Annotated in this window: 12 protein-coding genes; all 12 read left to right on the plus strand. The window is 40.7% G+C overall.

Annotated elements, in window-relative coordinates; all coding sequences use genetic code 11:
• Positions 1–423 precede the first annotated feature (423 nt).
• The 12 genes from LM917_RS17325 to LM917_RS17380 all read left to right on the plus strand — a co-directional run bounded on the left by LM917_RS17325 (position 424) and on the right by LM917_RS17380 (position 13,946).
• A complete protein-coding gene (locus LM917_RS17325) occupies positions 424–1,275 on the plus strand; it encodes a leucine-rich repeat domain-containing protein (RefSeq protein ID WP_232698892.1) in 852 nt (283 codons plus the stop codon).
• A gap of 423 nt (positions 1,276–1,698) precedes the next feature.
• On the plus strand, positions 1,699–5,154 hold the full coding sequence (locus tag LM917_RS17330) for a DNA polymerase III subunit alpha (protein ID WP_232698893.1): 3,456 nt from the start codon (positions 1,699–1,701) through the stop codon (positions 5,152–5,154).
• Between the two features lie 326 nt (positions 5,155–5,480).
• Complete coding sequence (gene ystJ, locus LM917_RS17335) at positions 5,481–6,725, plus strand: NADP-dependent malic enzyme (protein ID WP_232698894.1); 1,245 nt, start codon at positions 5,481–5,483, stop codon at positions 6,723–6,725.
• A 4-nt stretch (positions 6,726–6,729) separates the two neighbouring features.
• Positions 6,730–6,954 (plus strand): hypothetical protein, encoded by a 225-nt coding sequence (locus tag LM917_RS17340; RefSeq protein WP_232698895.1) that lies wholly within the window; start codon positions 6,730–6,732, stop codon positions 6,952–6,954.
• Complete coding sequence (locus LM917_RS17345; RefSeq protein WP_232698896.1) at positions 6,935–7,606, plus strand: FadR/GntR family transcriptional regulator; 672 nt, start codon at positions 6,935–6,937, stop codon at positions 7,604–7,606. The genes LM917_RS17340 and LM917_RS17345 overlap by 20 nt, the downstream gene beginning before the upstream one ends.
• 74 nt (positions 7,607–7,680) lie before the next feature.
• On the plus strand, positions 7,681–7,863 hold the full coding sequence (locus LM917_RS17350; protein WP_232698897.1) for a glutamate decarboxylase: 183 nt from the start codon (positions 7,681–7,683) through the stop codon (positions 7,861–7,863).
• Positions 7,864–7,883: 20 nt separating this feature from the next.
• Entirely contained in the window at positions 7,884–8,771 is an 888-nt protein-coding gene (gene accD, locus LM917_RS17355; RefSeq protein ID WP_232698898.1) for an acetyl-CoA carboxylase, carboxyltransferase subunit beta, read from the plus strand.
• The gene (gene accA / locus LM917_RS17360; protein WP_232698900.1) at positions 8,772–9,731 is read left to right on the plus strand and encodes an acetyl-CoA carboxylase carboxyl transferase subunit alpha; all 960 of its coding nucleotides are present in this window, start codon (positions 8,772–8,774) and stop codon (positions 9,729–9,731) included.
• Positions 9,732–10,112: 381 nt separating this feature from the next.
• Entirely contained in the window at positions 10,113–11,072 is a 960-nt protein-coding gene (pfkA, locus tag LM917_RS17365) for a 6-phosphofructokinase (protein WP_232698901.1), read from the plus strand.
• Between the two features lie 76 nt (positions 11,073–11,148).
• Entirely contained in the window at positions 11,149–12,903 is a 1,755-nt protein-coding gene (gene pyk / locus LM917_RS17370; protein WP_232698903.1) for a pyruvate kinase, read from the plus strand.
• A gap of 201 nt (positions 12,904–13,104) precedes the next feature.
• Entirely contained in the window at positions 13,105–13,476 is a 372-nt protein-coding gene (locus LM917_RS17375; protein WP_232698919.1) for an acyl-CoA thioesterase, read from the plus strand.
• Between the two features lie 65 nt (positions 13,477–13,541).
• Positions 13,542–13,946: an FxsA family protein gene (locus LM917_RS17380; RefSeq protein WP_232698920.1), complete on the plus strand. Its 405-nt coding sequence runs from the start codon at positions 13,542–13,544 to the stop codon at positions 13,944–13,946.
• The last annotated feature ends 507 nt before the right edge of the window (positions 13,947–14,453 follow it).

Genomic DNA, 14,453 nt, shown 5'->3' on the forward strand with positions numbered 1-14,453 from the left:
TGGGTTGCACTTTTTAATCCGCCCTCTTTGCCCAGTAGCTAGGTAGGACCTTAAATAGTTCTGGACAAAAAATGTGCTTCTTCTGCCAAGGGCTTCAGTGGAAAAGCACAAGCAAAACCAAAAACAAAACCAAAAACAAAACCAAAAACAAAACCAAAAACAAAACCAAAAACATGAAAAAATTGGTTCAGAGCTAGTGAAGCGAGTAACAGAAAGCCAAGAGTCAAGAATAGAGTGGTTGCAAGACAATCTGCAAACCATAAACCAATATGCCAAATGATAAATGGAGTAAAAAAAATATAGTATCTAATAAACTAAGAGCTGTCCTATCGTGGGCAGCTCTTTTTAAAACTGTGTATAAATTTGAAAGATGTAAATTATGTTATAATTATTTAAATTGCTTTATTGATCAGAGGAAATCAAATGGAAATCAGCTTACCCCACGCTAAATTAAAGTCGTTGCCAAACCTAGGCGTACCTATGAATGTAATTACTGATCTTAATCTTTATGATAATAATCTAAACATAATCCCAGAAGAAATCTATGAAATGAAAAATTTAAAAATATTAAATGTTTCTGCTAATGAACTTGTAACAATTTCCTCTAAAATAAAAAATCTGGAAGAACTTAGAATGTTAGATGTAGGACATAATGAGATTGAAATAATTCCATCGGAAATCCAATTTCTCGTGAATTTGGAGGATTATTTATATCTTCATAATAATAGATTACAAACGATCCCATCAGAAATTAGATGCCTTACAAAATTAAAATATTTAAATCTAAGTGACAATAGATTTAGTGAATTACCAAAAGAAATTGGAGAATTAACTAAACTTGTCGAGTTACGTGTAATGAATAACGAACTAAATAAGATACCTGAGAGCTTTAGCAAGTTAACAAATATGAGAGAGCTATATTTGAAAAATAATCAACTCACAACTCTCCCGGAAATATTTACTAATTTAACGTTGTTACGAGTTCTAGATATGGAAGACAATCAATTAAAACAAATCCCACATTCACTATACCAATGTAAAAAACTAAGACGATTGAATTTGAGAAATAATCAATTGACTACGTTACCCGAAGGAATCGGAAAGCTAACAAATTTATTAGAATTAGATCTAAGGAGCAATCATTTGATAGAATTGCCAGATTCATTGCTGGAGATAGATGGATTAGAGCGTTTAGATCTAAGATGGAATCAAAGGTTAAAAATACCAAATTGGTTAGACAAGTTAGAAGGAAAAGGTTGTATCGTTTATTTATGAGTGTGATGAAATTGTATGTGATGGACAAAGAGGTTTAGATGATTGGGTAGTAGATGAAATTACTGCATATGATGACCATTATCTTTCTCACGAGATTATTCTTGCATCAGATGCTAAATTGAATATAAGATTTACAGGCATTGAAATAAAGAAGTTATGAGTTCAAGAAGATTTTCCGCAAAAAAGGACTGCAAAAATAGTCCTCCAATAGAATATTTAAGAGGATGTTTTGATCAATCTTTTTTCAAAACACCCTCTTTCTTATTATTCGTTTATCAAGGTTAGTAGTATCATTTTGATCAAACGTTTTTTTATTAGATGGGAGTAAATGTTCGCCCGTACGAGGGAATCGGTTATAATGATAACAGGAAAATAGATAACGGAACCCTGAATAGTTGAGGTTTTCAGGAAGGAGCAAGAGACATGTCAGCTTCCTTCGTACATTTACATGTGCATACGGAATATAGCCTGCTTGATGGAGCGGCTCGAATAGAAAAGCTAGTGAAAAAGGCAGCAGAATACAATATGCCTGCGCTAGCAATGACAGATCACGCCAATTTATATGGGGCAATCCCGTTTTATCAGGCGTGTATTCAGCATGGAATCAAGCCGATTATCGGAATGGAAGTATACCTAATAGATGGAGATTTACGTGATCGAGTTACGAGACAGAGCAAACCTCCCTTCCATCTTACCTTGCTTGCAGAAAATATGCAGGGATATAAAAACCTATTGCAGCTGGCAAGCATTGCACACACAGAAGGGGCTCAAAGCGTTCCACGCATAAACAAAGAGCGATTAAAACGACATCATGAAGGACTAATTGCGCTTAGTGGTTGTAAAGAGGGAGAGATTCCTGATTTACTCCTGGCAGGCGACCTAGAAGGTGCTAAACGAACGGCAGCCTGGTATCTGGAGGTATTTGGACGTAATCAATTTTATCTGGAGCTACAGGATCATGGAACAGAGGTAGAGCGTCGCCTTAATCAACGGTTAGTTCGATTGCATGAAACAACGGGTATTCCGCTGGTCGTCACCAACAACGTTCACTATGTAGAGCGAAGCGAGGCGCAATTACATGATGTTCTTCTAGCCATCGGTCATGGTAATACGATTAGTGAAGCTGGTCGTTTTCGATACGACACAGAGGAGTATTATTTAAAAACGGCAGAAGAGATGAGTGGGTTATTTGCCTACGCCAAGGAAGGCCTGGCAAATACACTTCGCATAGCAGAGCGTTGTCAGCTTGAGATTCCGTTAGATCAGCATATTTTACCTAGCTTTCCTTTACCTGAAGGAGAAGAAGTCGAGGGCTACCTACGCAGTTTGTGCGAGCAAGGGTGTCTATATCGATATGGACAGATTAATGAAGAGATTAAACAACGGCTTGATTACGAATTGTCGATTATTAATAATGTCGGTTTTACTGACTACTTCCTGATTGTTTGGGATTTCATGAAATATGCGCATACAGCAGGTATCGCAACAGGTCCAGGGCGTGGTTCTGCAGCGGGAAGTCTAGTATCCTACGTGCTTCGTATTACGAATGTGGACCCGTTAGAACATAACCTGCTTTTTGAGCGTTTTCTTAATCCAGAACGTATTACGATGCCAGATATTGATATTGATTTCGCTGTTGAGCGTCGAGACGAAGTGATTCATTATGTGGCAGATAAATATGGACATAATCGAGTGGCACAAATTATCACCTTTGGAACGTTGGCTGCACGTGCGGTAGTCCGAGATGTAGGTCGAGCGTTGGGATTATCCCTCGCCTTGGTTGATCGAGTAGCGAAAATGATCCCGCAATCTCCATCAATGACGATAGAACGAGCGTTTACCCTTAATCCTGATCTGGAACGTCTGACAGAAGAAAATCAGCAGGTTGCCAAGCTAATTGGCATCGCACGTGGCTTGGAAGGTTTACCCCGCCATGCATCTACTCATGCGGCAGGTGTGGTTATTTCTCGTGAGCCGTTAACAGAGTATGTTCCATTGCAACAGGGCAGTGAGGGTTTATTACTCACCCAATACCCAATGGATGTATTGGAAAAAGTAGGTCTTTTGAAAATGGACTTCCTAGGCCTGCGGAACTTGACGATCATCCAAGAAACCTTGCGTATTTTGCGAGATCAAGGAATAGAGATTGATTTGGATCGCTTACCGCCTGATCATTCTCAATCCTTTACTATGCTTAGTCGGGGAGAAACGACGGGAGTATTCCAGTTGGAATCAACAGGTATACGCAACGTTATCCGTGAGCTTAAGCCAACTTCACTCGGAGATATTATTGCGTTACTAGCATTATACCGACCTGGTCCGATGGAAATTATTCCTGAATATATCAAGGCTAAACATGGGGATACGCCTGTTCATTATCTGCACCCGGATTTGGAACCTATTTTGAGGGAAACACATGGTTTTATCATCTATCAGGAGCAAATCATGCAAATTTCATCTAAAATGGCTGGTTTTACTCTGGGGGAAGCAGATATTTTGCGACGTGCGGTTAGTAAGAAGAAGCTGGAAATACTTACAGAGCAACGGGAAAAATTCGTCGTAGGAAGCATTGCTCAAGGTTACGAGGAACAATTAGCCAATGAGGTGTACGATTTAATTGTTAAATTTGCTAACTATGGTTTTAACAAATCGCACTCCGTTGCCTACGCCATGATTGCTTATCAAATGGCTTATTTAAAATCAAACTATCCGTTGGCGTTTATGTCTGGCCTCCTTTCTCTATCTATTGGTAGCCAGGGGAAAATTGCTGAGTATATAGAAGAAGCAAAAAGATTGAGAATTAAGATTCTGCCACCAGATGTGAACGAAAGCTTTTCTTTATTTACGGTAGATCAAAAGGAACAAGCAATTCGATTTAGTTTGGCAGCAGTGAAAAATGTTGGTTACGGGGCGATCCAGTCAATTGTAGAGGAACGTGCGAAAGCAAGGTTCACCGATTTACTAGATTTTTGCTCTAGAGTGGATAGCAGGCTGGTAAATCGACGTGTGCTAGAATCCCTTATTCTTTGTGGGGCACTTGAGTCTATGCCGGGACACCGCGCCCAGCTGTTATTGATGCTGGATGAGGTGTTGGATAAGGGCGGAAGAAAGCGGAAAGAACGGGAAGATAATCAATTAAATCTGTTTGCTCTACCATCTGAACAAAACAATCAAGGGTTAGAAGATAGTGAAACACTGTTGGAAAGCGATTATCCCCAGGTTCCGGAGTTGTCCCATACTCAAAAACTGAAGGACGAAAAAGACCTGCTGGGAGTCTATTTAACAGGTCATCCGCTTGATCCTTATCTTCATGTGAGTAAGAGAAAAGAGGTTACACCACTTGCTACAATTGATGATTTTCCTCACAATCATTTATGTAAAGTGGTAGGTATGGTTTTAGAAGCGAAGCGTATACAGACAAAAAAAGGAGACCCCATGGCTTTTCTGACTCTGGAGGATATGACTGCGCAGATAGAAGCAATTATTTTTCCGAAAGTATTTGAACATGCGCAAAGCTTTTTATATAATGAAGCGATCATTGTCCTGGAAGCGCGCGTTGACAAGCAGGGTGATATTCCTAAGCTGATTGCAAACCGGATTTGGAATGCTAAAGACCTGCCGAAGCCAAAGATAGAAAACGTATTTTTTATCAAAATCGTAGCAGGTATGGAGAAAAGCGAAAGTATGGTAGCTTTAAAAGAGCTGTTAGCAAGTAATCAGGGGGAAATACCTGTCTTGCTTCATTATGAAAGTAATCGTAAAACGATACGTCTGCCTAGTCAATTTTGGATAAAAGACGATAAGGAAGTTTTACAAAAAATAAGTGACTTGATTGGAAAAGAGTATATCGTTCGAACTGAGATTCCCATCCAGTCATAGGTAGTGAGGCTACCAGAAATACTTTTTTGTTCTACAAATAAATTATATTATATGGACGCACACTGTTTCTATAAAAATAGAAACAGTGTGTTTTTACATTGATAAAACATTTTTTGCTGAATCGATATGTTTACAGTTGGAAAACTTTTGTTATAATGGACAGTAACAGACAGGAAGTGGTCAGACCACTTCGGTGTAAAAGATTTTATTTTCAAAATATTATATGTTTCAGATGCTATTCGCCGCATATACCGCCATTAATAGGTGATTGCGTGTTTTGGATAGCCCTCATTTTATTTAATCAGGCGAGAATGGAGTGGTAGGTAATGTCAACATTGAGAGAAGAAGCACTCGAACTTCACAGAAAACATCAAGGTAAATTAGAAGCGGTCACAAAGGTGCCTGTGCGGAGTGCACATGATTTGAGTCTGGCATACTCGCCTGGTGTTGCCGAACCATGTAAGGAGATTTTTGTAGATCCTAGCCAAGTATACGAATACACGATGAAGGGTAACTTGGTTGCCGTTGTAAGTGACGGAACGGCTGTACTTGGATTAGGGAACATCGGACCTGAGGCTGCTATGCCAGTAATGGAAGGTAAAGCGGTGTTGTTTAAAACATTTGCTGGTGTAGATGCATTTCCAATCTGCTTAGGCACTACAGACAAGGAAAAAATTATTGAAACCGTAAAATTTTTAGAGCCGACATTTGGTGGGATTAACCTGGAGGATATTGCTGCTCCTGCTTGCTTCGAAATTGAAGAGCGTTTAAAAAAAGAGACTAATATTCCCATTTTCCATGATGATCAGCACGGTACGGCAATCGTAACAGCAGCAGGTCTTATCAATGCTTTGAAACTGGTTGATAAAAAGCTTCAGGACATCCGAGTAGTAGCTAACGGTGCTGGTGCTGCTGGTATCGCAATCATGAAGCTTCTGATTAACATGGGAGTTAAGGAAGTTATTATGTGTGATACAAAAGGTATCGTGTATGAAGGGCGCACTTTCGGTATGAACCCGATTAAAGAACAAATGGCATTGATTACAAACCGCAATAAACTGGAAGGTCAGTTAGCTGATGCAATGAAGGGTGCGGACGTATTTGTTGGAGTTTCTGCAGCAGGCGCCGTTACACAAGAGATGGTTCAGTCAATGAACCGTGATCCGATCATCTTCGCCATGGCTAATCCAATTCCGGAAATCATGCCAGATGAAGCTAAGGCAGCAGGTGCAGTTGTTGTTGGAACCGGTCGTTCTGACTTTGCTAACCAGGTAAATAATGTACTTGCTTTCCCAGGTATTTTCCGTGGAGCTCTTGATACACGAGCTACTCAAATTAACGAAGAAATGAAACTGGCAGCCGTATATGCCATTGCCAATTTGATTAATCAGGATGAATTACATACTGATTATGTAATTCCAGCTCCATTTGATCACCGAGTTGCTCCTGCGGTAGCTGCTGCGGTAGCAAAAGCTGCTATGGAAACAGGTGTAGCACGTATAACTGTCGACCCTGAAGACATTAAAAAGAAAACAGCAGCATTATCTGGATTTAAAAACCAAGAGGTGTAAGCTGTTGAACATAGGTGCGAAGGAAGAGAAGGCGCCTCTGGCGTCTTCTCTTCCTGGGTCAGAATGTATAAATTTCATAGAAGTTATTCTTAAGGAATTGGGCATGTATCACATTATTATCCGCGTGAGATCATTCAACGGTTTGGTAAAAAAAGGATTTGGTAGTGCCGGGTTTTCCAAAGGACTTCTCACAGAAAGGGCGGGTAAAAATGGAAGATACTTCATCTAATCGCAAAGTTTATGAAGGGATTCTTCTGCAACTGAACGAAATCATTGCAGAGGAAAATTTGCGTCCAGGTGACAAGTTACCCTCTGAACGTGAGTTGTCTGATCGATTGTGTGTCGGGCGTTCCTCGGTTCGGGAAGCGTTGCGAGCATTAGAACTGCTTGGCCTCATTGAAACGAGACGAGGCGAAGGTACGTTCTTAAAACATTATCGTCAAAATCGACTCATTGATATTTTAGGTTCTTATATTTTGCGTGATAGTAAAACAAAGAAAGACCTGGTTGAGATGCGTAAGATTTTGGAACTGGATGCGGTCCAGCTTGCTTGCAGGCGTGCCACACAGAAACATTTTGATGAAATGGAACGAATCCTGGATACAGCGTGGGAGCGAATAGAACAGGGAGAAGTGCCAATGGAAGAGGACTATCTGTTCCATCGCATAATTGCCCGTTCAAGTCGTAACTCGGTCTTACATCGCATATGGGCTCCCCTCGTAGAGTATAGTGGGGGGATTCGGAAAGACTCTCTGTCCAGAGAGGGTAGAGTGCGTAATTCCCATCAGGAACATATTCAAGTGATGGAAGCAATCCGTGAGGGTAACGAACAAAAAGCAGTTGATTATATGAAGGTACATCTTGACAACAGCATGTTATAAATTGCAGGTATATTCGGAGCGTGATATGATGACTCACAGACATATGCATGAACAGCATGTAAGGAGGATTTAGCATGTGGACTGTGATCTACATTGCTCCGAGCGCCAAGATTGCCGAACGTATTCAACACCGATTAACAAGTGAAGGATTTTTGGTGAAGGTTCGCGAGACCAGGGTGTCGAAGCAATATGAAATAGTAGTACCTGAGAGCGAACTATCCGAAGTACAAGAAATTCTTGGAACAATTCTTCACTGAACCTAATGTGAGGTGATAGTGTGCTTAAAGATCTTTTTGGAAAGAAGCGCAAATTTGCGACTGTACCGACAGACTCATCTAGAATGCAACAGGTTCCTGTGATTGAACAAAAAGAGGTTCCGGAAGGTCTTATGCATAAATGTTCCCATTGCGGGTCCATCCATTACTCCAAGGATTTGGAAAAAAACCTAAAAGTATGTAAGAGTTGTCAGCATCATTTTATACTCTCGTCTACAGAGAGAGTTCAGAGCCTGCTTGATAATGGCTGGTTCATAGAAGAATTTGATGCTGATCTCTTATCCAATAATCCTCTGCAATTTCCTGGCTATGAAGAAAAGCTGGAACAAGACAAGGAAAAAACCAATTTGAATGAAGCCGTAATTACTGGTCAAGGATTACTTAAAGGTCAACCTGTGATCCTTGGGGTTATGGATTCTCGTTTTCGTATGGGAAGTATGGGGTCTGTTGTTGGCGAGAAGATTACGAGAGCAATTGAACGAGCAAAAGAAAGAAAATTACCGTTTATCCTGTTTTCCGCATCAGGTGGTGCGCGTATGCAGGAAGGAATGATCAGCTTAATGCAGATGGCAAAAACCAGTGCTGCACTGGCGCAATTATCTAATGAAAGAGTACTTTTTATATCTGTAATGACTAATCCGACTACAGGTGGGGTTTCAGCGAGCTTTGCTTCCCTCGGGGACATTAATATTGCAGAACCAGGTGCACTGATTGGTTTTGCAGGAAGACGTATCATTGAACAAACCATTCGCCAGGAGTTGCCTAAGGATTTTCAGACAGCTGAATTTCTGTTAAAAAACGGGCAACTTGATATGGTTGTGCACCGCAAGGAAATGCGCGATAAGCTGGCACAGCTGGTAGCAATGCATACTGTCTGGGAGGGAGCGTAAATGGCAACTGATCTCTCATTTGAAAAACCATTAGTTGAACTACAGGATAAAATTAAGGAATTACGCAAGTTTACTGAGGAAAAAGGGATCGACTTTACTGATGAAGTAATACGCTTAGAGGCAAAGGCAAAAAATTTGGCTGAACAGATTTATGGTAATCTGACTCCTTGGCAACGCGTACAAATCTCTCGTCATCCCGAACGTCCAACAACGCTCGATTACATTGGGCATATCTTTACCGATTTTGTGGAGATGCATGGCGATCGGCTGTATGGGGATGATTTATCCATTGTAGGCGGCATTGCCCGTCTTGAAGGGCGTCCTGTAACTGTAATCGGGCATCAAAAAGGAAAAGATACAAAAGAAAATATTAGCCGAAACTTCGGGATGGCGCATCCGGAAGGGTATCGTAAAGCCTTACGACTGATGAAGCAGGCTGATAAATTTAATAGACCGATCATTACTTTTATTAATACCCAGGGAGCTTATCCTGGTAAAGCAGCAGAAGAACGTGGACAGAGTGAGGCGATTGCCCGAAATCTCTTGGAGATGGCTAATCTATCTGTTCCTGTTATTTGTGTTGTTATGGGAGAAGGCGGCAGTGGAGGAGCGTTAGCGATAAGTGTAGGAAACTATATTTACATGCTGGAGAACTCCATTTATTCCGTTATCTCTCCAGAAGGTGCTGCAGCGCTCTTGTGGAAAGATTCTACGTTAGCTATGCGTGCAGCAGAATCGATGAAGATAACTGCACCAGATTTATTGGATTTAGGCATTATTGATGAAATGATTCCGGAACCATTCGGTGGTGCTCATCGAGATGTTGTAAAGCAATCTCAATCAATTAAAGAATCGTTGTTACGTGGTCTGGAAGAACTACTTCCGATGTCTCCAGAAGAGCTAAAAACACAACGTTATAACAAATTTAAACAAATTGGCACATTTAAAGCCCTTTCATAAAGAAAGGGCTTTTTTATGCTTTTTCCACAGTCTAAAATCTGCTACAATCAGTAATCGAAAGTCTTATCATGTCAGAAAATACAAAAGTAACAAAAAGTATGACACATTTTCCATAAGTAAGATGACTTAAATAGAAATGAACTGGTTTAAGCACTGTTATATGCGTAATCCAGCATACTTATTATCAAAATAAGATCTATTGGTATAACCTCAGCGAGCGGAACGATTAAATACGAAATTATTTTTTTGCTAGTTCGTTAATAAGGGAATAGAATGGATATATTCCTTCATGTTATCTTGCGTCTGTGCTTGTTAAACCAAAAATAGAAAGTATGGTTTTGAGTCATCCTATGGAAAAGAGAAAATGAAGAGGTGAGTTCATTGAAAAGAATTGCTGTATTAACTAGTGGTGGAGATGCTCCAGGCATGAACGCTGCGATTCGTTCCTCTGTACGACGTGCAATTTATAATGGCGTTCAGGTTTTTGGAGTGTATAACGGATACAATGGTTTAATCAGTGGTAACATCGAGGAACTAACAGTTGGATCAGTTGGTGATATCATTCACCATGGTGGAACAATGCTGTTTACAGCACGCAGTGACGAGTTTAGAACTGAAGAAGGTCGTGCAAAAGCAGTTGAACAGCTGAAAAAACACGATATTGAAGGTTTGATTGTTATTGGGGGAGACGGTTCTTTCCGTGGTGCTCAAAAGTTAACGCAACTTGGATTCCCAACGATCGGGGTTCCAGGAACGATTGATAACGATATTCCTTGCACGGACTATACAATTGGTTTTGATACTGCTCTTAATACTGTTGTGGATTGCATTGACAAAATCCGCGATACAGCAACTTCTCATGAACGTACATATATCATCGAAGTAATGGGTCGTGACGCTGGTGACATCGCTCTATTTGCAGGTTTGGCAGTAGGTGCTGAATCTATTATCATTCCTGAGGCTACAACAGGTGTTGAAAACGTTATTGAGCGCCTGTATGCAGGTCGTAAGCGTGGTAAAAAGCACTCTATTATTATCGTAGCAGAAGGTGTAGGCACCGCTCACCAATATGCTGAAATCATCAAAAAGCAAACTAATTTTGATACGCGAGTAACGGTGCTTGGTCACATTCAACGTGGTGGGTCTCCTTCAGCATTTGACCGAATTCTTGCAAGCCGTTTGGGTGCCGCAGCAGTAGATTTGCTACTGGAAGGTAAACAGGACAGAATGGTAGGAATGAAAAATAACCAAATTATTGATGTAGATATTGATGAAGCATTAGCAGATAAACATGAGATAGATATGTCCATTTTCCATCTAGCTCGTACACTGTCCATTTAATATAGAAATATTGGGTAATAAACATCTAGTGGTTGAATTATAAAAGAAGGCTCGTTCTTTCGAGGAGGGAATTGTTTTGTTACGTAAAGCAAAGATTGTATGTACGATTGGACCAGCAAGTGAATCAGTGGAAACTCTGAAAAAATTGATTGAGGCGGGAATGAATGTAGCTCGTTTGAACTTCTCGCATGGCTCCCATGAGGAACATGGTGCACGTATCCAAAATATCCGTCAAGCTGCTAAGGAAACAGGTAAGCTAGTTGCGATTCTTTTAGATACAAAAGGTCCGGAAATCCGTACCACTGTGCTTGCAACCGACTCGGTAGAATTAGTAGAAGGTAGCACGTTTACACTCACAACAGAGGATATACCTGGTACTGCTGAGCGTGTTGCTATCACTTATAAAGAACTTACAGAAGATGTTACGAAAGGTAGCCTAATCTTAATTGATGATGGCTTGATCGGACTTGAAGTACAGAAGATTGAAGGAACAGACATCATCTGCCGTGTGAAAAATGGTGGAACGCTGAAAAGTAGAAAAGGTGTTAACGTACCTGGCGTACGCATCAATTTGCCAGGGATCACTGAGAAGGATGCTGCTGATATTAAGTTCGGAGTCGAACAAGGAGTAGATTTTATCGCTGCTTCTTTCGTTCGTAAAGGTGCCGATGTTCTGGAAATCCGTGAAATTTTGGACAACCATGGTGCAAAAATCGATATCATCTCCAAAATCGAGAACCAAGAGGGCGTAGATAACATCAACGAAATTCTTGCCGTATCTGATGGAATCATGGTTGCTCGTGGAGACCTAGGCGTAGAAATCCCGGTTGAAGAAGTTCCTGTTGTACAAAAAATGCTGATTGAAAAGTGTAATGCACTAGGTAAACCAGTAATTACAGCAACGCAAATGCTTGATTCTATGCAACGTAACCCTCGTCCGACTCGTGCGGAAGCAAGTGACGTAGCGAATGCAATCTACGACGGTACAGATGCCATCATGTTATCTGGTGAAACAGCTGCTGGTAAATACCCGGTTGAATCTGTAGAAACCATGAATCGCATCGCTCTACGTGCTGAGCAAAGCCTTAACTATGAAGAGGTACAAGAAGCACATGCCCATGCTCATCGCAATACTGTAACGGATTCTATTTCTCAAGCTGTAGCAAGAACAGCATTGGATTTGAATGCGGCTGCTGTTATCTCTTCTACAGAAAGCGGCTATACAGCTCGCCTGGTATCTAAATACCGTCCAAAAGCACCTGTCATCGCTATTACACCGCATGAAGGTGTTGCGCGTCGCATTTCTCTCATGTATGGTGTGTATCCGGTTGTTAGTAAGGTAGTAGAAACAACGGATGAAATGTTCGACATTGCTGTAAGTGATTCCTTGAAAAGTGGTCTTGTAAAATACGGTGACCTGGTAATAATCACAGCAGGTGTACCTGTTCGTGAAACAGGAACAACCAACTTGATGAAAATTCATGTGATCGGTGATGTGATTGCGAAAGGTCAAGGGATCGGTTCAAAGGTTATAACTGGTAAAGTGGTTATAGCTCGCACTGCAAAGGAAGCAATGGATAAGGTAGAAAAAGGTGCTATCCTGGTATGCATGGGCACTGATTCTGATATGATTCCTGCATTCGAAAGTGCTGCTGCAGTCATTACGGAGGAAGGTGGGCTTACCTCCCATGCGGCAATCGTAGGGCTTAACCTGAATACACCAGTTATTATTGGTGTGAGAGACGCTACTTCCATCTTGAAAGATGGAATGGAAGTAACAATCGACCCAGAACGTGGTAAAATCTTTTCTGGACTTGCTCCTGTATTGTAATAGAGTAGTTTAATCGACAAGGCTGCTGATCGGAAATGATCAGCAGTCTTTATTTTTGAAAGGGCTAGCATCCCTTCACTATTTCCTGCCTGATTTTTGTGCTACAGTATAAAAAAGATCTTACTATCGGGAGGACCGCTTGTGAAAACCAAACCTTATTATACCCATCGCTTGCGAGTTCGTTATGCTGAAACGGACCAGATGAAAATCGTTTATCATGCCAATTATTTATCATGGTTTGAAGTGGGACGTACAGAATATATTAGAGAGAGTGGATATTCTTATCGAGATATTGAAGAGAAGGGTTTTATGCTGCCGTTAACCAATGCATCCTTGATCTTTCATTCACCAGCTTTGTATGATGACGAAATTGAAGTGCGCACATCTATCGAAAACCTCTCTCCAGTTCGTTTGGATTTTTATTATGAAATTTATCGAGTAGCGGAACAAAAATTACTCGTCTCTGGTAAAACCGAACACGTATTTACCAATATGGAGTTAAAACCAATTCGTTTATCAAAAATGTTTCCCGAACTCTATTCTTGCTTGCAAAAAGAGTATGAATCTCGTTAGGAAGAAAGGAAATGTACGACACCATAATCGTACGAAACCAAGTTATTGTAGAGGGAGTGATAGTGATGAAGTTTCGAGTATTGCTCATACTTTTTTTGACTGTACCTATTATTGAAATCTGGGGGATCATTAGCGTAGGGAAGGTAATCGGACCATTATGGACGATAGCTCTGTTAATTCTTACTTCTGTAGCAGGTGCTTATTTAGCCAAACAGCAGGGTACTCAAATGCTGAAACTATTACAAATGCAGCTATCTCGAGGGCAAATGCCTACCGATACGATTTTGGATGGTCTTTTACTCCTTATCGGTGGAATTATGCTGTTATTCCCTGGCTTCTTCACGGATGTGGTCGGTTTGGTGTTCCTCTTTCCTTTTACAAGAATGATTCTTCGTCATTTATTAAAAGGCTGGATAACGTCGATGATTGCATCAGGTAAAATGATTACGTTTATTAACTTTAGAAGGTAAAAAGCAAAACAGTCAGTCGCTTAATTAGCTGGCTGTTTTTTTCTGTAGTGGGATGCAGAAGAAGCACATTTTTTGACAGATAAGAATTTATAAAAATTCTCATCTACATAAGTGCAACTAAGGCTTTACCTGCGGCAAAGCCAAGTTTTCTAATCTGCAAACTCGTTAAGGTCCCGCAAGGGAGCTTAAGAATGTCCGCTACAAAATAAAGAGTGCAAAAAGTGCAAAAAGAGGTGACGCTACGCAGTATCTCATGGGTTGCACTTTTTATTCCGCCCTCTTTGTTATGTAGCTGAGTAGGACCTTAAATAGTTCTGGTCAAAAAATGTGCTTCTTATGCTAACGGCTTCAGTGTAAAAACAATAACAAAAACCAACAGCATGAAAAACCAGCTTCTCTTTTCACACGGAGCGGACAGTCAAACCCTCTTTGAGGCGAAGACCCTTTTAGCGAAGAGTGAAAAGAGAAGCTGGTTTTCTCCACGAAAGTAGGATGAACACAAAGCTT

Source organism: Brevibacillus daliensis (genome assembly GCF_021245735.1).
Classification (GTDB): Bacteria; Bacillota; Bacilli; order Brevibacillales; family Brevibacillaceae; genus Brevibacillus_B; species Brevibacillus_B daliensis.

What these genes read in the sequence shown, in the direction of transcription:
- LM917_RS17325 (WP_232698892.1), top strand. Translation starts at nt 424, where the DNA reads ATGGAAATCAGCTTACCCCACGCTAAATTAAAGTCGTTGCCAAACCTA.
- LM917_RS17330 (WP_232698893.1), top strand. Translation starts at nt 1,699, where the DNA reads ATGTCAGCTTCCTTCGTACATTTACATGTGCATACGGAATATAGCCTG.
- ystJ (WP_232698894.1), top strand. Translation starts at nt 5,481, where the DNA reads ATGTCAACATTGAGAGAAGAAGCACTCGAACTTCACAGAAAACATCAA.
- LM917_RS17345 (WP_232698896.1), top strand. Translation starts at nt 6,935, where the DNA reads ATGGAAGATACTTCATCTAATCGCAAAGTTTATGAAGGGATTCTTCTG.
- LM917_RS17350 (WP_232698897.1), top strand. Translation starts at nt 7,681, where the DNA reads ATGTGGACTGTGATCTACATTGCTCCGAGCGCCAAGATTGCCGAACGT.
- accA (WP_232698900.1), top strand. Translation starts at nt 8,772, where the DNA reads ATGGCAACTGATCTCTCATTTGAAAAACCATTAGTTGAACTACAGGAT.
- LM917_RS17375 (WP_232698919.1), top strand. Translation starts at nt 13,105, where the DNA reads ATGAAAATCGTTTATCATGCCAATTATTTATCATGGTTTGAAGTGGGA.
- LM917_RS17380 (WP_232698920.1), top strand. Translation starts at nt 13,542, where the DNA reads ATGAAGTTTCGAGTATTGCTCATACTTTTTTTGACTGTACCTATTATT.